General features: G+C 68.7%; 14 protein-coding genes and 1 tRNA gene. 5 read left to right on the top strand and 10 right to left on the bottom strand.

The window, feature by feature from the left end; all coding sequences use genetic code 11:
- Positions 1–185 precede the first annotated feature (185 nt).
- Positions 186–260: transfer RNA gene (locus tag DXK32_RS14535), tRNA-Val, on the top strand.
- 129 nt (positions 261–389) lie between these two features.
- On the opposite strand, the gene DXK32_RS14530 is transcribed toward DXK32_RS14535, so the two are convergent.
- Positions 390–2,390: a methyl-accepting chemotaxis protein gene (locus DXK32_RS14530; protein WP_247877154.1), complete on the bottom strand. Its 2,001-nt coding sequence runs from the start codon at positions 2,388–2,390 to the stop codon at positions 390–392.
- Positions 2,391–2,857: 467 nt separating this feature from the next.
- Positions 2,858–5,029, bottom strand: coding sequence for a malate synthase G (locus tag DXK32_RS14525; RefSeq protein WP_114859201.1), 2,172 nt, complete (start codon positions 5,027–5,029; stop codon positions 2,858–2,860).
- A 252-nt stretch (positions 5,030–5,281) separates the two neighbouring features.
- On the opposite strand from DXK32_RS14525, the gene recD2 reads away from it, so the two are divergent.
- The 4 genes from recD2 to DXK32_RS33480 all read left to right on the top strand — a co-directional run bounded on the left by recD2 (position 5,282) and on the right by DXK32_RS33480 (position 12,539).
- Positions 5,282–7,477 (top strand): SF1B family DNA helicase RecD2, encoded by a 2,196-nt coding sequence (gene recD2 / locus DXK32_RS14520; protein WP_247877153.1) that lies wholly within the window; start codon positions 5,282–5,284, stop codon positions 7,475–7,477.
- Between the two features lie 350 nt (positions 7,478–7,827).
- Positions 7,828–8,433, top strand: coding sequence for a cold-shock protein (locus tag DXK32_RS33485; RefSeq protein ID WP_114859158.1), 606 nt, complete (start codon positions 7,828–7,830; stop codon positions 8,431–8,433).
- 266 nt (positions 8,434–8,699) lie between these two features.
- Entirely contained in the window at positions 8,700–9,419 is a 720-nt protein-coding gene (locus DXK32_RS14510) for a Crp/Fnr family transcriptional regulator (protein WP_114859157.1), read from the top strand.
- Positions 9,420–9,563: 144 nt separating this feature from the next.
- Positions 9,564–12,539, top strand: a complete 2,976-nt coding sequence (locus tag DXK32_RS33480; protein ID WP_114859156.1) for a hybrid sensor histidine kinase/response regulator — start codon at positions 9,564–9,566, stop codon at positions 12,537–12,539.
- A 105-nt stretch (positions 12,540–12,644) separates the two neighbouring features.
- Here DXK32_RS33480 and DXK32_RS14500 read toward each other — a convergent pair whose 3' ends face one another.
- From DXK32_RS14500 to nifV, 8 genes are all read right to left on the bottom strand, one after another.
- Positions 12,645–12,944 (bottom strand): hypothetical protein, encoded by a 300-nt coding sequence (locus tag DXK32_RS14500; RefSeq protein ID WP_114859155.1) that lies wholly within the window; start codon positions 12,942–12,944, stop codon positions 12,645–12,647.
- 208 nt (positions 12,945–13,152) lie between these two features.
- Positions 13,153–13,446 carry a ferredoxin family protein gene (locus tag DXK32_RS14495; RefSeq protein WP_014239763.1) on the bottom strand — a complete coding sequence of 98 codons (294 nt, stop codon included), beginning with the start codon at positions 13,444–13,446 and terminating at the stop codon, positions 13,153–13,155.
- Positions 13,443–14,744 (bottom strand): FAD-dependent oxidoreductase, encoded by a 1,302-nt coding sequence (locus DXK32_RS14490; protein WP_014239764.1) that lies wholly within the window; start codon positions 14,742–14,744, stop codon positions 13,443–13,445. Before DXK32_RS14490 ends, DXK32_RS14495 begins: the two co-directional genes overlap by 4 nt.
- A 29-nt stretch (positions 14,745–14,773) precedes the next feature.
- A complete protein-coding gene (locus DXK32_RS14485; protein WP_114859154.1) occupies positions 14,774–15,853 on the bottom strand; it encodes an electron transfer flavoprotein subunit alpha/FixB family protein in 1,080 nt (359 codons plus the stop codon).
- Between the two features lie 39 nt (positions 15,854–15,892).
- Positions 15,893–16,759, bottom strand: coding sequence for an electron transfer flavoprotein subunit beta/FixA family protein (locus DXK32_RS14480; RefSeq protein WP_114859153.1), 867 nt, complete (start codon positions 16,757–16,759; stop codon positions 15,893–15,895).
- Positions 16,760–17,107: 348 nt separating this feature from the next.
- A complete protein-coding gene (gene nifW, locus DXK32_RS14475; RefSeq protein WP_114859152.1) occupies positions 17,108–17,431 on the bottom strand; it encodes a nitrogenase-stabilizing/protective protein NifW in 324 nt (107 codons plus the stop codon).
- Positions 17,432–17,448: 17 nt separating this feature from the next.
- Positions 17,449–18,321 (bottom strand): serine O-acetyltransferase, encoded by an 873-nt coding sequence (gene cysE, locus DXK32_RS14470; protein ID WP_205215718.1) that lies wholly within the window; start codon positions 18,319–18,321, stop codon positions 17,449–17,451.
- A 13-nt stretch (positions 18,322–18,334) separates the two neighbouring features.
- Positions 18,335–19,480, bottom strand: coding sequence for a homocitrate synthase (gene nifV / locus DXK32_RS14465; RefSeq protein ID WP_114859151.1), 1,146 nt, complete (start codon positions 19,478–19,480; stop codon positions 18,335–18,337).
- Between the last annotated feature and the right edge of the window lie 131 nt (positions 19,481–19,611).

The following is a 19,611-nucleotide window of genomic DNA, read 5'->3' as shown; positions in this document are numbered from 1 at the left end:
CTCGCCCCCCGACAGATGTGAGGGGCGCCGTGTCCTTCGGCGGAAAAAATGACGGCACCCGTCGGCGGGCGGCAAAAAAGTGAAAACGAGGCTTGCCAGACCCCCGGGATGATGGTACACCCCACGCCCACGCCGGACGGGACGCAAGACGGATGCCGAACCCCGAACCGACCGGCGACACGGATGGGCGCGTAGCTCAGCGGGAGAGCACTACGTTGACATCGTAGGGGTCACAGGTTCAATCCCTGTCGCGCCCACCATCCTCGAGGGCCGGAACCCAAACGGGTTTCCGGCCTTCGCCATATCTGGACGATGCGATATCGGGACGATGCGATGGTCCGGGTGACCGGCCCTTGCCGTTGTGGGCAAGGGCCTTGCGGTCCCGTGCGTCACGCCGCGCTGCGGTTCGGCGCCTTGCCGCGCGCCAGATTTTCCAGATCGCGGTCCAGCGCCGGCTGGTCGGCCACCGGCACGCAGAATTTCACCTGCAGTTGCCCCGGCTCGCTGGAGTTCACCGTGAAGGGCACGGGACGGGACAGGCCGGGCGCGCGCAGGGTGCCGGGAGTGCCCACCGCCATCTGCGGCGCGTCCAGGATCATCGCACCGCCGGACGAGAGGTTGGCGATCCGCCCCTGCTGCCCCGTGCCGGCGCCGGCGCCGTCGACGGTGCAGGGCAGGTCGACCGGGAAGCGCGCCATGCGGCGGCGGTCGACGTCGCTGGTCGCGGTGCGGACGACGCGCACCAGGACGCTTTGCAGATCGTCGATGCTCTGCGCCACGTTCTCCGCGACGGCGCGCATGCCGTCGGCCCGTTCGCCGGTCTGGTTGGCCTCCTCGGACACCAGGGCGATGCGGCTGGACACCTCCCGGGCGGCGTGGCTGGTCTCGTTGACGGTGCGGGCGATCTCGCGGGTGGCCGCGTCCTGCTCCTCGACCGCGGCGGCGATGGAGGACGAGATGTCGGACACCTGATCGATGGACGCGGCGACCTCGCCCACCCGGTCCACCGCCTGCTTGGTGACCGATTGCACGTCGGTGATCAGCGTGGCGATCTCCTCGGTCGAGCGGGCGGTCTGGCTGGCCAGATTCTTGACCTCCTGCGCGACGACGGCGAAGCCCTTGCCGGCCTCGCCGGCGCGGGCCGCCTCGATGGTGGCGTTCAGCGCCAGCAGGTTGGTCTGGCTGGCGATGTCGCCGATCAGCCGGGCGACGGCGCCGATGCGCTCCACCGCCGTCGACAGGTGTCCGATGATGGCGCTGGCGGAACCGGCCTTCTCGACGGCCTGCCCGGTCACCGACACCGACGCCGTCACCTGCCGGCCGATTTCCTGGATGGAGGCGGAGAGTTCGTTGGCCGCGGCGGCGACGGTCTGGGCGTTGGCCAGCGCCTGGCTCGCCGCGGCGGCCACGGTCTGGGAGTTGTCGCTGACCATCCCGGCGGAGGCGGCCATCGCCTCGGCGTTTCCGGCCATCTGTCCGGCGTGCCGGGCGACCTGTTCCACGGCGCTGCGGGTTTCGCGCTCCACCGTGTCGGCCATGGTGGCCAGGGCCTTGCGCCGCTCCTCCTCGCCGGCCGCGCGGGCGCGTTCCTGTTCGGCGCGCAGGCGCTCGTTCTCCAGGCCGGCTTCGCGGAAGACGCGCACGGCATCGGCCATCTGGCCGATCTCGTCGCCGCGCCCGGCGAATCCGACGTCCACCTGCAGATTGCCGGCGGCCATGGTGGACATGGTCTGCCGCATGCGGTCGACCGGCCCGATCACGCCCCGCCGCAGAAAGAGGATGGACGCGGCAATGAGGGACAGCGTCGCGGCGGCGGCGGCGATCAGCAGGGTTTTCAGCATGGCGGTGGCGGCCTCGATGTCGGTCACCGCCGCGTCGAGGCCGCCCAGACGTTCCTGGCGGATCCGCTCCATGGTGGAGAGGAGCCCCTCCATCTCCTTGTCCATGCTCTCGGCCACCGCGTCGAACTGTCCCATCATGGCGTTCCCCGCCGACGGACCCCCCTCGACATAGGTCTGGGACATGCGCCGGCCCAACTCGTAGAAGGGTGGAAAGGCGTCGCGGGTGGCGGCGATGCTCCGCACCATGTCCGTCAGGTCCAACTCCTGGGCGATGGCGTGGGCGTTCCCGGCATGCTGGGCGAAGGCCTTGGCGAACTCCTCGGCCTTGGCGGGCCCATCGTCCAGCCCGTCCAGCCCGTCCAGCCCGCGGGTCGCCGACACGTCCGTCAACCATTGCTGAACCTGCGCCACATCGTAACGGATGTTGGCGATCATCTCGCTCAGCGGCACGATCTTGCGGCTCACCTCATCGGCGGTCTGGCGGACGTGCGAGAGGTGGCGCTCCTGCAGCGATGTTTCTTTCCCAACGAAGAACGTTGCGATCGCCATGACGATAAAAACGAACACGGAAGTCAGGGTTGCCTTTCGTTTAATGGTCATGGCGTGCAAGAAATTCATAACAATGCTCCATTCCATATATTGCCGAATTCTGCCTGCGGGCGACGGCCGTTTCGATGGGACAATTCATTCAATCATTCCTGAAATCAAGTTTGCCGTTGATCCTATTCCGAACACCGTGGGCGAATTTTCCATATGAATGAGTCTTAAAACCGGCATGGGATTTTGGCTTTCGGCAATTGGACGCTCGGAGGATGATGTTTGTTCAGATTTTTTGTTTATGATGGTGATTTTTTTGTTTGTCGTTCAATGTTCGGTATTTCTCGTCATCGAGGCCTAATTTCATGTCGTGCTCCCGGCCATTTCGTTTCTGACGCGCAAAGAAAAAGGCCCTTCCCCGCGAACGGGGAAGGGCCTTTGGGGAAGGGCCTGCGATGCGTGCCGGGTGGCGCGTCGGCTCAGCCGGCGGCCTTCGCCTTGGCCTCGATGCGGCGGCGGTGCAGCACCGGCTCGGTGTAGCCGTTCGGCTGCTCGCGGCCCTTGAAGACGAGGTCGCAGGCGGCCTTGAAGGCGACGCTGCCGTCGAAGTCGGCGGCCATCGGGCGGTAGAGCGGATCGCCGGCGTTCTGCTTGTCCACCACGGCGGCCATGCGCTTCATCGTCTCCATGACCTGCGCCTCGGTGGTGATGCCGTGGAGCAGCCAGTTGGCGATGTGCTGGCTGGAGATGCGCAGCGTGGCGCGGTCCTCCATCAGCCCGACGTTGTTGATGTCCGGCACCTTGGAGCAGCCGACGCCCTGGTCGATCCAGCGCACCACGTAGCCGAGGATGCCCTGGGCGTTGTTGTCCAGCTCCTGCTGGATCTCCTCCTCCGACCAGTTGGGGCGGTCGGCCAGCGGGATGGTCAGGATGGCGTCCAGGCTGGCGCGCTCGCGGCGGGCCAGCTCCTCCTGGCGGGCGGCGACGTTGACCTGATGGTAGTGCAGGGCGTGCAGCGTGGCCGCGGTGGGCGAGGGCACCCAGGCGGTGTTGGCGCCGGCCTGCGGGTGGGCGACCTTGGCGGCCAGCATGTCGGCCATGCGGTCGGGCATCGCCCACATGCCCTTGCCGATCTGGGCGTGGCCCTTCAGCCCGCAGAGCAGGCCGGTGTCCACGTTCCAGTCCTCGTAGGCCTTGATCCAGGCGGACGACTTCATGTCGTTCTTGCGGATCATCGGGCCGGCTTCCATGGCGGTGTGCATCTCGTCGCCCGTCCGGTCGAGGAAGCCGGTGTTGATGAACACCACGCGCGCCGCCGCGGCCCGGATGCACTCCTTGAGGTTTACCGTGGTGCGGCGCTCCTCGTCCATGATGCCCATCTTCAGGGTGTTGCGCGCGATGCCCAGCGCGTCCTCGACGCGGGCGAACAGCTCGTCCGCGAAGGCGACCTCCTCCGGTCCGTGCATCTTCGGCTTCACGATGTAGACGGAGCCGGCGCGGCTGTTGAGGCGGGCGCCCTTGACGTCGTGCAGAGCGATCAGCGAGGTGATCATGCCGTCGAGGATGCCCTCCGGCGCCTCGCTGCCGTCCTTCAGCAGAACCGCGCTGTTGGTCATCAGGTGACCGACGTTGCGGATCAGCATCAGGCTGCGGCCCGGCAGGGTGATCGTCTCGCCGTTGCGGCTGGTGTAGCTGCGATCGGGGTTCAGCCGGCGCTCCACCGTGCCGCTGCCCTTGGGGAAGCTGGCGGTCAGGCTGCCGGTCATCAGGCCCAGCCAGTTGCGGTAGGCCAGCACCTTGTCCTCGGCATCCACGGCGGCGACGGAGTCCTCGCAGTCCTGGATGGTGGTCAGGGCGGATTCGAGCACGAGGTCGGCGACGCCCGCCGCGTCGGTCTTGCCGATCGGGTGGCTGCGGTCGATGCGGATTTCCATGTGCAGGCCGTTGTCGGCCAGCAGGATGGCGGTCGGGGCGGACGGGGCGCCGTTGTAGCCGACCAGACGCTCCGGCTCGGCCAGACCCGTGCTGCGGCCGTCCTTCAGCGCGACGACGAGGCGGCCATTGTCCACCGTGTAGCCGGCGGCGTCGGCGTGCGACCCGTCGGACAGCGGGGCGGCGCGGTCCAGCACGTCGCGGGCGAAGGCGATGACCTTCTCGCCGCGCTTCGGGTTGTAGCCGGCGGTGCGCTCCGTCCCGTCGGTGTCGGGGATGGCGTCGGTGCCGTAGAGCGCGTCGTACAGGCTGCCCCAGCGGGCGTTGGCGGCGTTCAGCGCGTAGCGGGCGTTCATCACCGGCACGACGAGCTGCGGGCCGGCGGTCGTGGAGATTTCCGGATCGACGTTCTCGGTCGTCACGGCGAAGTCCGGGCCCTCGGGCAGGAGATAGCCGATCTCCTTGAGGAATTCGGTGTGGGCGGCGCGGTCCAGCGGCTGGCCGCGGCGGCTGCGGTACCATTCGTCGATCTGGGCCTGGAGCGCGTCCCGCTTGGCCAGCAGCGCGCGGTTGCGCGGGGCCAGATCGTGGAGGATCGCGTCAAGGCCCGACCAGAATTGCTCCGGCGTCACGCCGGTGCCCGGCAGGGCTTCGTTCTCGATGAAGCGGTGAAGCTCCGTGGCAACTTGCAAGCCGCCAACCTGAATGCGTTCCGTCACCATTGCTGCTCTTTCCTTCCGAAGTCGTAGACACCGCGGTTTTTCGGTTTGTCGTTCTTTGGCTGACGTTTTTTTCACCGCAAGCCCGCGCCGGGCGGTCCGTTCGGACCGGTGTCCGGCGCGGGATTCGCGCGACAAGGTACACATTCGCGGCGCCGCGGTCTTCCTCGGAATCGTCCTGGCGAATTGCCGCGCTGCGGCGGTTGCGCGGGGAACTCCCCCAAAGGCCCGCCAGCGCCTATGTTGGGTGGCATGAGCATATCCGGCGATGCCTCCCCCGCGGCGGGACCTCCGCGGGAACCACTGTCGGGGCTGGTGGAGCGGGTGACCTTCCACAGCCCGGAGACGGGATTCTGCGTGCTGCGGCTGAAGGTGCGCGGGCAGCGCGACCTCGTCACTCTGGTCGGCCACGCCGCCACCATCGGCGCGGGGGAGTTCGTGCAGGCCAGCGGGGCCTGGGTGAACGACCGCCACCACGGGCTCCAGTTCAAGGCCGATTTCCTGCGCGCCACCCCGCCGACCACGGTGGAGGGGATCGAGAAGTATCTCGGCTCCGGCCTGATCCGCGGCATCGGGCCGGTCTACGCCAAGAAGATGGTCAAGGCGTTCGGCGAGGCGGTGTTCGACGTGATCGAGCAGGAGCCGGACCGGCTGCGGCAGGTCACCGGGATCGGGCCGAAGCGGGCGCAGCGCATCATCGCCGGCTGGGCCGACCAGAAGGTGATCCGCGAGATCATGGTCTTCCTGCACAGCCACGGGGTCGGCACCTCGCGCGCCGTGCGCATCTTCAAGACCTACGGGCCGGACGCCATCCGGCTGATCACCGAGAACCCCTACCGGCTGGCCCGCGACATCCGCGGCATCGGCTTCAAGACGGCGGACGCGGTGGCCGCCCGGCTGGGCATCGAGAAGACCGCGATGATCCGTGCACGGGCCGGCATTGCCTACGCGCTGGCCGAGGCGACCGACCAGGGCCATTGCGGCGTGCCGGTGGCCGAGCTGATCCCCATGGCCGTGAAGCTGCTGGAGATCGACGCCTCCATCCTGGAGACCGCGGCGGAGCTGGAGCGGCAGGACGGCGCGGTGGTCGCCGACAGCCTGGGCGGTGAACCCTGCCTGTTCCTGACCAGCCTGCACCGGGCGGAGCGGGCCATCGCCGAGCGGCTGCGCCGGCTGGCCGGCGGTCCCGTGCCCTGGCCGGCGATCGACGCGGAGAAGGCCATTCCCTGGGTGGAGGCGAAGGCCGGCATCACCCTGGCCGAAGGACAGCGCGAGGCGTTGCGCCAGGCGGCGGTGTCGAAGCTGCTGGTCATCACCGGCGGTCCGGGGGTCGGCAAGACGACGCTGGTGAACAGCATCCTGACCATGCTGAAGGCCAAGGGCGTGTCGATCGCCCTGGCCGCCCCCACCGGCCGCGCCGCCAAGCGGCTGAGCGAGAGCACCGGCCTGGAGGCGCGGACCATCCACCGCCTGCTGGAGACCGACCCGCAGGCCGGCGGCTTCAAGCGCGACGAGACCAACCCGCTGGACTGCGACCTGCTGGTGGTGGACGAGACCAGCATGGTCGACGTGCCGCTGATGAACGCGCTGCTGCGCGCCGTGCCGGGGCGGGCCGCCCTGCTGCTGGTCGGCGACGTGGACCAGCTGCCCTCGGTCGGGCCGGGGCAGGTGCTGGGCGACGTGATCGCCTCCGGCGCGGTGCCGGTGGTGCGGCTGACCGAGATTTTCCGGCAGGCGGCGACCAGCCGCATCATCGTCAACGCCCATCGCATCAACGCCGGACAGATGCCGGAGACGCCGAAGGCCGGGGAGGACAGCGACTTCTACTTCGTCGAGGCGGCGACTCCGGAGGCCGGGGTGGCGAAGCTGATCGAGATGGTCCGCGACCGCATCCCCCGCCGCTTCGGCGCCGACCCGGTGCGCGACGTGCAGATCCTCTGCCCGATGAATCGTGGCGGTCTCGGCGCGCGGTCGCTGAACATCGAATTGCAGAGGGTGCTGAACCCGCCGGGCGAGTCCCGAGTCGAGCGATTCGGCTGGACCTTCGGTCCCGGCGACAAGGTCATGCAGGTCGAGAACAACTACGACAAGGAGGTCTACAACGGCGATCTCGGCATCGTATCCGCCGTCGATGCCGAAGAAGGGACGTTGACCGCCACCTTCGACGGGCGTCCGGTGAGCTATGATTTCGGAGATTTGGACGAGATCGTCCTAGCCTATGCGACGACGATCCACAAGAGTCAGGGGTCCGAATACCCTGTGGTGGTGATCCCGGTGGTGACCCAGCATTACACGATGCTCCACCGCAACCTGATCTATACCGGTGTGACGCGGGGCAAGCGGCTGGTGATCATGCTCGGCCAGCGTCGCGCGCTGGCCATGGCGGTGCGTGGGGTCCAGGGCCGGCGGCGCTGGACGAAGTTGGGGGAGTGGCTGTCGCCTCTATGACTCTTGGCGAAAGACAACCATGTCGGGATTTTGTCACAAGCGTATGCGCGCGGGGTTTGCGCCGCCTGCCCCAGTGTGCGGAACGTCCGTCAGCGCGCGCCGTGGAAAATGTCCTAAGTTGTTCAATTGGCGAAAGAAACCGCTGTCTTCCCGGGGCTGGGCCGTGGGTGGGCGCTCAGAGTCCACCGTGGGCGGCACCGGGCGTCTTCGGGACCGGCACCCCTTCCGAACGGGCGGATTTCCCCTGGCCGAATGTCGCAGGAAAGGGCGTCTGGCCTTTGGCGTGCTTGACGGACGGCTCGTACCCTGTGACAAAGATAATTCGGCATCCTTTATGAGCTTGAAGACACATGTTCGACCGCCCGCCCCGCCAGGGCTACCGCGCTCCCGAGATCACCAAGGCCAACGTCACCGCCACTGTGAAGTGGTTCAACCCCACCAAGGGGTTCGGCTTCGTGTCCCCCGAGGACGGTTCGCCCGACGCCTTCCTGCACGTCTCCGCGGTTCAGGCCGCCGGCTATGACGCGCTCGACGAAGGCGCGACCATCGTTTGCGACCTCGCCCGCGGCCCGAAGGGCCCGCAGGTTGCTTCCATTCAATCCGTGGACACGTCCACCGCGTCGCGCGCGCCGGCCCGTCCGGCCCGTCCGGCCGGCGGCGGCTTTGGCGGCGGCGGCTATGACCGTGGCGGCTACGGCGGCGGCGGCGGTTACGACCGCGGCGGCTGGGGCAACGACGCCGGCGGCGGCGAAGAGGTCGACGGCACCGTCAAGTGGTTCAACGCCGACAAGGGCTTCGGCTTCATCACGCCGAGCACCGGTGGCAAGGACGTCTTCGTCCATGTGAACGTTCTGCGTCGCTCCGGCATGCAGTCGCTCCAGGAAGGCGATCAGGTGCGCGTGACCGTCCGCCAGGGCCAGAAGGGTCCGGAGGCCGGCAAGGTCGAGTACCGCTAAGCCGTCTTCAGCCTCTGAAGAACGGACTTTGAAGAACGGCCGGGGCGCTTCCGCAAGGAGGCGCCCCGGTTCGTTTCCGGGGTCTCAGATGCCGACGCCCGCGGCATCAGCATCGTCGTGGCGATTCCCCGGCTTGCCCAAACCTTGTGCATCCTGCGACAGTGACCGGGCGCGATGGCCCCGCGGGTCCTGGAGAGCCGCGGCGGACGGTTCCGCCCGCCGGTCGTCCGGGCCGGGACTGTGGGGGTGAAGAGGTGAGGGAAGGCATGAGAAACGATCCGCCGGGCTTCCGGCCCCAGGACGCCGCGACGCTGCGGTCCAACGCGCTGTTCGGGCGGCTGCCCGACCGGTCGCTGGAGCTTCTCGTCAGCACGGCGCAGGTGCGCACGGTGCCCCGTGGCGCCACCCTGTTCGTCCAGGACGAGGAGGCCGACCGCTTCTTCGCGCTGCTCGACGGCTGGGTGAAGCTGTACCGCCTGACCCGCGACGGGGCGGAGGCGGTGGTGACCATCGTCGCCCCTGGTGAGACCTTCGCCGAGGCCGCCATGTTCGCCAGCGGCAAGTTCCCGGTCTGCGCCGAGGCGGTCGCCGACTCGCGCGTCATGACCCTGACGGCGGAGGGCTTCGCCCGCTGCCTGCGCGAGGACGAGCAGATCGCCTTCGCCATGTTGGGATCGCTGTCGGTGCGGCTGCGCCACCTCGTCCAGCAGATCGAGCAGTTGCAGGTCCAGCCGACGGCCCAGCGGGTCGGCAGCTTCCTTTTGCGCTTCTGCCCGGAGGGCGGCGGCGCCACCAGCTTCGCTCTGCCCTTCGACAAGGCTCTGGTCGCCCGGCGCCTCGGCATGCAGCCGGAGACCTTCTCCCGCGCGCTGGCGAAGCTGCGCGGCGTCGGGGTGGAGACGCAGGGCGGAACGGTGTCCGTCGCCGACCTGGACGCGCTGCGCCGCTTCTGCAACGCCGACTCCGGCGGCGACACCCGCGGCTGACGGGCCGGCGCAGTCTGGGGTTGCCGTCTGGCGCGGCGCCGTGCCCATGAAGGGTTGTGGCGGGCCGCTGGGCCATGTTCACGCGCGGCGGCGCTGTGGTATCCTCCCGCATCCGGAAGCGGTCGGCGGTGCGGAGGGAGTTGGATGAGCGACGAGTTTCTTTTCGCCGACGACGAGCCGGGTATCGAGGCCGAGACGGCGAAGGAAGCGGCGCCGGAGCCTGCCGATCCCTGGATCATCCTGATCGTCGACGACGACCCGGCCATCCACGCGACCACCAAGATGGTGCTGCGCGGCTTCACCTTCGAAGGCCGCCCGGCGCAGTTCCTGTCCGCCGGCACCGCGGCCGAGGCGCGCAGCCTGCTGGAGCAGAATCCGGCCATCGCCGTGGTGCTCCTCGACGTGGTGATGGAATCCGACGACGCCGGCCTGCGGCTGGTGCGCATGATCCGCAGCGAACTGAACAACCGGCGCGTGCGCATCATCCTGCGCACCGGCCAGCCGGGGCAGGCGCCGGAACGCGACGTCATCCTGAACTACGACATCAACGACTACAAATCGAAGACCGAGCTGACGGCGCAGAAGCTGTTCACCTCGGTCGTCGCCGCCCTGCGCGGCTATCAGGACATCACCGCCATCGAGGACCACCGCCTGGGGCTGGAGCGCATTCTGGACGCCTCCTCCGCCCTGCTCGACAAGCGGACCATGGCGGAGTTCGTCCATGGCGCGGTGTCGAAGATCGCCGAGATCTGCCCGCCCTGCGACGGCATCGCCCTGTGCAGCCGCTGGACCGGGGAGGAGGCCGACGGCGCCGCGCGCGACCCGCTGGTGCTCGGGGCCGGCGGCATCCACGCGGCGGCGGAGGGCAAGCCGGTGCGCGCGGCTTTGCCGGCGGAGGCGGCGGAGGCGGTGACCCAGGCGCTGGCCGACGGGCGGAACCGCTATGAGCGGGAGCGCAGCCTGCTGGTCTTCCGCTCCACCTCGCGGCGCCACGACACGGTGTTCCACATCAGCCACCGCCGTCCCCTGACCGAGGACGAGCAGCGGCTTCTGGAGGTCTTCTGCTCCAAGGTCGCGGTCGGCTTCGACAACGTGCATCTCTACGAGGAGCTGACCGCGCTGAACCGCAACCTGGAAAGCCAGGTGGCCGACCGCACCCGCGAACTGGTCGCCGCGACCGAGGCGGCCGAGGCGGCAAGGGCGGAGGCGGAGGCCGCCAACCAGGCCAAGTCGCTGTTCCTCGCGACCATGAGCCACGAGATCCGCACCCCGATGAACGGCGTCCAGGGCATGCTGGAGCTGCTGGACTACACGCCGCTGACCCCCGAGCAGCAGGAGCTGGTCGCGGTCGTGCGCGATTCGGCGGGGGCGCTGCTGACCATCATCAACGACATCCTCGACTTCTCGAAGATCGAGGCCGGGCGGCTGGACCTGGAGCGCGCCCCTGTGTCGCTGTCCGCGGTGGTGGAGGGCGTGGCCGAGACGCTGGCCCCGGCGGCGCGGCAGAAGGATCTGACGCTGGTCACCTACGTCGATCCCGACCTGCCGCCGCTGGTCATGGGTGATTCGGTGCGCATCCGGCAGGTGCTGTTCAACATCGCCGGCAACGCCGTGAAGTTCACCCCCTCCGGCTCGGTGCGCATCCGCGCCGAGCTGGCGCGCTTCGAGGACGGGCGGGCGACCATCCGGATCGCCGTCACCGACACCGGCATCGGCATTGCCAAGGAGGCGCAGGCCCAGCTCTTCCGCCCCTTCACCCAGGCGGAGGCTTCGACCACCCGGCGCTTCGGCGGCACCGGGCTGGGGCTGTCGATCTGCCGCCGCCTCGCCGAGCTGATGGGCGGCGAGGTCGGGGTGGCGAGCGAGCCGGGCCGCGGCTCCACCTTCTGGTTCACCTTCACCGCCGATCTTGCGCCGGACGGCGACGCCGCAGGGGCCGCGGCACCGCCGCTGGCCGGGCTGTCGGTGCTGCTCCTGGCCGCCGACGCGGAGGAGCGGCAGTTCCTCGCCCGCTATCTGAACACCGACGGCGCCGTGCTGCTGGACGCGCCGGACGCGGCGGCGGGGATGCGGGCGCTGCCGCCGGGCACGCCCTGCGACGTCGTGGTGACCACCGCCGAGGCGGATGTGCAGGCGCTGGACGCCGCCGCGCCGGGGCTGGCTGGCGGGCGGGTGCTGCTGGGCGGGCGCGGCGCCCTGATCGACGCGGTCGCGCTGGCCCGTCCGGTGCGCCGCGGCCATCTGGTGCGCGCCGTGCTGGCCGCCGCGGGCCGCGGGCCGGCGGTCGAGGCCGAGGCGGGGCATCCCGGACCGGTCACGGCCTCCCTGGCGGGGGACGGGGCGGCGGCCCCGCCGCGCATCCTGGTGGCCGAGGACCATCCGACCAACCGGCAGGTCATCCAGCGGCAGCTCGCCCTGCTCGGCCATGCGGCGGACCTGGCGGAGGACGGCGTCGAGGCGCTGGCCCTGTGGCGCGACGGCGATTACGCGCTGCTGCTGACCGACTGCCAGATGCCCGAGATGGACGGCTTCGAGCTGACCCGCCTGATCCGTGCCGAGGAGGCGGCGAAAGGCCGCCCGCGCCTGCCCATCATCGCGGTCACCGCCAACGCCATGGCCGGCGAGGCGCAGCGCTGCCTGTCCGCCGGGATGGACGACGCCGTGTCCAAGCCGGTGGAGATCGGCCATCTGCGCCGGCTGCTGGAACGCCATCTGCCGTCCCGCCCCGCGACCGAACCGGCTCCGCCGCCGTCCGCCGCGGCGCCGGAGACCGGACCCGACGCGCCGCCCATCGACGTGGGCGTTCTGGCGACGCTGTTCGACGGGGACATGGAGTTCGTCGGGCAACTGCTTCAGGAGTTCATCGTCTCCAACAGCGCCAGCCGCGACCGGCTGGTCGCCGCTCATCAGACGGAGGATTGGGACGGGGTGCGTCAGGCCGCCCACAAGCTGGCGGGGTCGTCCCGCACGGTGGGCGCGCGCGATCTTGCGGCGGCGAGCGACGCCATCGAACTGGCCTGCGTCGACCGCCGGCTGGACGGCATCGGCGCGCTGGTCGCCCGCGCCGACCATGAACTCGGGCGCGCCGCCGCCTTCATCCGCGAGATGGCGTCGGTGTAAGGGCGCCGATCTGCGGATAAAGGGGCTGCCGATAAAGGGTCTGCGGATAAAGGGTCTGCGCGCAAAGGCGGCGTCGCGGCGGTTGCCCGCCGCGACGCGCGGGGCTTACTGGACCTTGACCTCGTTCCCGTGGTCGCGGCGGTAGATGTGCACATGGTAGGCGGCCATCGGATTCTCCCGCACATAGTCCAGCAGGCGGCGCTCCATGGCCGGCGTGGCGTTGCGGATCAGCATCTGCCAGGCCGGCTCCATGGTGGCGCGCTGCGTCTCGTCGTGCGGCAGCATGATGAAGCCCGCCCATTCCGGCCGGAAATCGGCGAGATAGCTTTCGGCGTAATGGCGCATCATCGACGCGTCGTTGACGTTGACCGACTTCATGTTCTCGAAGCAGACACGAAGATGCATGTTCCGTCTCCCTCGTTCCACGGGTCTCGATACAACGGATATGTGCAGCGTTCGTCGCTTCCGCATCCGCCGGGCGGCTGAAAATTCGGATGGTGCGACGAAGAAAACCCCTCCCCGCGGAGCGGGAAGGGGTTCCAGTCATGGCGGATAGGAGAGGGAGACGACCGGCGGACCAGCGGCGAAGGCCGTAGGACCGCCGGTGCGTTCCTCAACCAAACTTATAACTGATGCCGTAACCGCCCCGCGGGTAGTCCCACTGAATATTTTCCTTGTCCTGGCAGACCACGCGGCAGGTGCCGCATTCCAGGCAGCCGTCGGTGGCCAGAGTCACGCTGCCCGTCTCGTTCTTGCTGTAGCAGGCGGCCGGGCAGCAGACGGTGCAGGCCTGGGACTCGCAAGACTTGCAGACCGCGTCGTTGCGGATCTGGATGTGCGGCCGGCTCTCGTCCACGATGTAGCGGTTCTGGTACAGCTTCTCTTCGATCTTGACCACGATGCTCATCGCACGGCCCTCACCAGCTTGATTGCGTCGCCGACCAGACCCATGATCGAGCGCTTCTTGACGAAGGACTTCATGATCTCCTTCTCCTTCGTCCTCTTGTCGACGCTGTCCACGGTGAACCAGCTGTGGGCGGCGGCGGTCAGCGTGTCGGGATAGGCACCGAAGAACTGCTTGTTCTCGTGCATGATGCCCGGCAGGTTCCGGTACTTCTTCAGGTCCTTCATGATGAAGCTGTCGTCCAGCTTCTTCTTGTAGGCGGCGAGGTTGGCGGCGTTGAAGGGCTTGCCGGCCTGCTTCAGCTCGATCACCGTCTCCGCCGCCATGCGGCCCGACGCCATGGCGAGGTTGGAGCCCTCGCGGTGGGCGGCGTTGTTGAAGTGGGCGGCGTCGCCGACCACCATCCAGCCGTCGCCGTAGAGCTGCGGAACCGCCTTGTAGCCGCCCTCCGGGATCATATGGGCGGCGTATTCCTTCATCTCCGCCCCTTCGATCAGCGGCTTGATGACGGGGTGGTTCTTCAGGTCCTCCAGCATCTTGTAGGGCGGGATGGCGCCCTCCTTGAAGTCGGAGATCAGGCAGCCGATGCCGATCGTCAGCGATTCCTTGTTGGTGTAGAGGAACGCCGTGCCGACCATGCCCTTGGTCACCTTGCCCATGATCTCGATGACCACGCCCTCCTCGTCCTTCAGGCCGAAGCGCTGCTGGATCAGCTCGGGATCGATGAACAGGATTTCCTTGACCGCCAGCGCGACGTTCTGCGGCGCCAGCTCCTGCTGGAAGCCGGTGCGGCGGGCGAGCAGGGCGTTCACGCCGTCGGCCATGATGACCACGTCGGCGTGGATCTCGCCGCCCTCGCGGTCGGTGCGCACGCCGATGACCTTGCCGGACGCGTCGCGGATCAGCTCCGTCACCGTGGTCTCGCAGATCTGCAGGCCGCCGGCCTCGCGGATCTTCTCCGAGAACCACTTGTCGATGTTGGCGCGGATGATCGTGTAGCGGTTCGGCTTGTCGCTGTTGAAAGCCTCCGACCGGTAGTTGGTGCCGATGTAGTTGTCGTCGCCGAGCAGCCAGACGCGCTGTTCGATGATGTGGCGCTCGGTCGGGCAATCCTCGCGGAAGTCCGGGATGATCTTTTCCAGCTCGGCGGCGTACATGATGCCGCCCTGAACGTTCTTGGCGCCGGGATACTCCCCGCGCTCGAGCTGGAGAACGTTGAGGCCCTGCTTGGCCAGCGTGTAGGCCGCCGCGTTGCCGGACGGGCCGGCACCGATGACGATGGCGTCGAACTTTTCGACCATGTCCTGTTGGCTCCTGTTCGTCCGGTAGTTCAGCCGGCCAGCCGGTTGACCGAGAGGCGCTTGCCGAAAGCGTCGGTCAGGGCCGGCAGGATGGTCAGCGCGTCGCCGACCAGCCCGAGATGGGCGAAGTCGAAGATCGGCGCGTTGGGGTCGGTGTTGATGGCCAGGATCAGGTCGGACTTCTCCATGCCGACCCGGTGCTGGATGGCGCCGGAGATGCCGGCGGCGATGTAGAGCTTCGGGCGCACCGTCTTGCCGGTCTGCCCGACCTGCCGGTCGAAGCCGGTCCAGCCGGCCTGGACCAGCGGACGGGTCACCCCGACCTCGCCGCCCAGGACCTTGGCGAGGTCGAAGACCAGCTTCAGGTTCTCCGGCTTGCCCAGCCCCTTGCCCGCCGCGACGATGATGTCGGCGAAGGCGAGCTGCGCCTCGTTCTGCTCGCGGTCGGCGATGAAGCTCAGCACCTTGGTGATGACGTCGTCCTCGCGCAGCGCCGGGAAGACCTCGACCACGCGGCCGGTGCGGCTGTCGTCGCGGTCGGGCATCGACATCACGCGCGGGCGCACCGTGGCCATCTGCGGCCGGTAGGCCAGCGTCTGGATAGTGCAGAGCAGCGTGCCGCCGAAGGTCGGGCGGGTGGCCGCCAGCGACCGGTTGTCCATGTAGATGTCCAGCTCGGTGCAATCGGCGGTCAGGCCGGTGGCGAGCGTGGTGGCGATGGCGCCGGCGAGGTCGCGGCCCAGCGTGGTGGCGCCCAGCAGCACGATCTCCGGCTTGTAGGTGTTGACCACGTCGGTCATCACCCGCGTGTAGGGATCGGTGCGGTAGTCGGCCAGGACCGGGTCGGTGACCTTGTAGACGACGTCGGCGCCGTAGGTGAAGGCGTCGCCGCAGATGGCGTTCAGTTCCGGGCTGTCGGCGCCCAGCACCACGGCCCCCACCTCGACCCCCAGCTTGTCGGCAAGCTTGCGGGCTTCGCCCACCAGTTCCCACGACACGGAATGGACGGAGCCGCGCTCCTGCTCCACGATCACCCAGATGCCCTTGTATTCCTTCAGGTGCTCGGGCAGTTGGAACTTGCGTCCCTGCGGCTTGCTTGGTTCGCTCATCGGGATGTCTCCGGCGGAGGATTCGTCAGGAACGGCGCGTCACAGCCCCGCGGCGGCGCGGGCGAGCAGCTCGTCGGCGAGTTTCGGCTGGGCGCCGAAGATGGCTTCGACCGCGGCGGCGGCCATAGCTTCGGCGCTGGGGGCCTCGGCGGTGGGGGCCTCGGCCTCGACCATCGTCGCCTTCTGGGCGCGCGGCTTGGGCACGAAGACCTTCGACACGACGGTGGGCGAGCCCTTCAGCCCGACCTTCGTCTCTTCGGCGCCGGTGGTGTCCTTGTTCCAGGTCTTCAGGCCGTAACGGGCGGCGCGGAACATGTCGTCCATCTTGCCGAAGCGGATGGTGTTCGTGCCTTCCAGCATCGTGATCATGCAGGGCAGGGCGGTCTTCAGCACCTGCACGCCGCCTTCGGAGCGGCGGTGCACGACGATCTCCCGGGCGCCCTGGTCGATCGATTCGATCTTCGTGATGTAGGTGAGCTGCTGGAAGCCCAGCCGCGTGGCGATGCCCGGACCGACCTGCGCGGTGTCCCCGTCGACCGTCTGCTTGCCGCAGAAGACCAGATCGACCTGTTCCTCTTCCGACAGCTTCTTGATGGCGGAGGTCAGGGCGTAGGAGGTCGCCAGCGTGTCCGATCCCGCGAACTTGCGGTCGGTCAGCAGCACCGCGTCGTCGGCGCCCAGCGACAGCGCCTTGCGCAGCGAGGTTTCGGCCATCGGCGGCCCCATGGTCAGGACGGTGACGCGGGCGCCGACCTTGTCCTTGATCCGCAGCGCCTCCTCCAGCGAGAAGAGGTCGAAGGGGTTGATGATGGCCGGGACGCCCTGACGCATGATCGTGTTCGTCACGGGGTGGATGCGGATCTGGGCGCTGTCGGGCACCTGTTTGATACAGACAACGATGTGCATCCCGGTCTCCTTGACATTCCGCCGCCTGTCGCGCGGCGTGGCTGCGCTCCTATCAGCAAGCGGCGTGCCAGATTTGTGCTGTGCGGTAAGTTATTGTAAAAATTGGTTTTTATGGCTGTTGAGAGATTGTCGCAAAAACGACAAAGACCGGACGTGTCGGCTTCTCAACAGGGCGATTCCGTCGCGGCCCGATCCGATCCCGGACCCCGTCCGCCCTCTGTCGGCTACCGGACAAACCCGACAAGCGCCGCACAGGGCGCGGAGGACGGCCGGAAAGCGCAACGGCCCGCGGACGCTCGCCGGGAGGCGGGTTCGCGGGCCGTCTTGGAAACGTAAGGATGAAACGGGTCAGGTCGGAAGCAGGGAGTCCAGCGGGACGAAGCGGTCGGCCATCCGCTTGGCCTCATCCTGGTGGACCTTGAAGGTCTTCTCGGCGATGGCGTTGGACACCACGAAGTCCTGGTAGGCGCGCTGGAGATGGGCGCCGTAGCGGGCGGCCATGCCCTCGTCGTCCAGACCCTCCATGCCGGTGTCGGCGGACAGGTAGTCGTGGAAGCGCTGCAGGATGTGCAGGCGGTTCACGTTGACCACGCGCTGCTCGTAGGTGATGCCGAGAAAGCGCAGGAAGTCCTCCGCGGTCTCCAGATCCTCCAGATCGTCCTTGAAGCTCATGGCGGGGTCCTTTCCCTTCAGATGACGTAATGATCGGCGCGGGCGCCGGTGTCGGGAGTGTCGTGTTTGCCGCAGGCGTCCTGGTCGCACAGGTTGCCGCAGCTCCGGCAGACGATGCCGTCGAGCGGCAGGTCGTCCAGCCGGATGGCGCTCAGCGGCGGGGCGGGGTGGAGCGGTGCGGGGCGCGTGGCCTCCTCCGCCGCGTGGGCTTCCAGCCGCGCCTCGATGCGGTTGATGTGGTCGATCAGGCAGGCGATGGCCTTGCCGACCGGGTCGGGCATCAGATGGTGGTCGAGGTCGATGCCGTGGGCGGCCAGCCGCCGCTGGGTGTCGGGACGGACGATGCGGCCGGGAATGCCGACCACCGTCATGCCGTCCGGCACGTCCTTGGTCACCACGGAGTTGGCGCCGACGCGGCACTGGGCGCCGACGGTGATCGGCCCCAGGATCTTGGCCCCGGACCCGACCAGCACGCCGTCGCCCAGCGTCGGATGGCGCTTGCCCTTGGACCAGGAGGTGCCGCCCAGCGTCACGCCGTGGTAGAGCGTCACGTCGTCGCCGACCTCCGCGGTTTCGCCGATGACGACGCCGGCCCCGTGGTCGATGAAGAAGCGGCGGCCGATGGTGGCGCCGGGGTGGATGTCGATGTTGGTCAGGGCGCGGGCCAGATAGGACAGGAAGCGCGCCGGCCAGCGCAGCCCCCGCCGCCACGCGGCGTTGGACAGCCGGTGGACCACCAGCGCGTGGATGCCGGGGTAGCAGGTCAGCACGTCGAGGACGTTGCGCGCCGCCGGGTCGCGGTCGAAGACGCAGGCGACGTCCTCGCGCAGCAGCCGCCACAGGCTGGTCTCCGTCATGGCGAGGTCCGGGTGGGCGTCGATCGCGGCCATGGGGTCCTCCGGATCACGAAGAGACGACGCTCCAGCGGGTGGCGTCGTCGTGGAAGGCGCGCAGCTCCTCCGCCGTCGGGGCGCGCTTGGCGCGGGTGGCGAGCGCGCGGACCCGCGGCAGCACCGCCTGGGCGGTGGCGTCGTCGCAGGCGATGCCGAGCTGGCCGTAGGCCATCTTCACCCCCGCCGTGCCGGAATGCTTGCCCAGCACGATGCGGTGCTCGCGCCCCACCTCGGCGGGGTCGAAATTCTGGTAGGTGGCGCGGTCGCGCAGCAGCCCGTCGACGTGGATGCCGGCCTCGTGGGTGAAGACGGCGTCGCCGACGATCGACTTGTTGACCGCCACCGGCCGGTTGGAGGCGCGCTCCACGAGGTCGGAGATCGCCCCCAGCGCGCGGGTGTCCACCCCGCAATCCTGCCCGTAGAGCACCTTCAGCGACACCACCACCTCCTCCAGCGGGGCGTTGCCGGCGCGCTCGCCCAGCCCGTTGACGGTGGTGTTGACGTGGGTCGCCCCGCCCAGCACGGCGGCCAGCGAGTTGGCGTTGGCGAGGCCGAGGTCGTCGTGGGCGTGGATCTCGATCTCCAGGTCGGTGGCCCGGCGCAGCCGTTCGATGCAGGCGCGCGTCTGGAAGGGGTCGAGCACGCCCAGCGTGTCGGCGAAGCGGAAGCGGCGGGCGCCGGCCTCCTGCGCCACGGTCGCGGCGGCGATCAGGAAATCCATGTCGGCGCGCGAGGAGTCCTCGCCGCCCAGGCTGACCTCCAGCCCGTGGTCGCGGGCCGTCTTGACCTTGCGTTCGATTTCCGACAGGGCCCAGGCGCGGCTGCGCTTCAGCTTCCGGGTGATGTGGATGTCGGAGACGGGCATCGACAGGTTGACGGTGCCGACCTTGCAGTCCAGCGCCGCCTTCAGGTCGGTGTCGTGCATGCGGCACCAGACCATCAGCCGGGCCTTCAGCCCCAGAGCGGCGACGGCGCGGATGCCTTCGCGCTCCTCCGGCCCCATGGCGGGGATGCCGATCTCCAGCTCCGGCACGCCGGCCTCGTCGAGCGCGCGGGCGATGGCGATCTTCTCGTCGAGCGTGAAGGCGACCCCCGCCGTCTGCTCCCCGTCGCGCAGCGTCGTGTCGTTGATGATGGTGGAACCGGCCATCGGCATTCGGTCACATCCTCAATCTGCTGAGCTTAATCAGCGGTGGGTCTTGCCCCCTCCCTAACCCTCCCCCGCTTCGCAGGGGAGGGGATCAAGGCCCTCTCCTGCGAAGCGGGGGAGGGAGGGGCCCCACGCAG

The sequence above is a fragment of the Azospirillum brasilense genome, assembly GCF_003349955.1.
Lineage (GTDB): Bacteria > Pseudomonadota > Alphaproteobacteria > Azospirillales > Azospirillaceae > Azospirillum > Azospirillum brasilense_B.
Note: the sequence above shows the minus strand (reverse complement) of the source record. Positions and strands in the feature narration are given on the sequence as shown.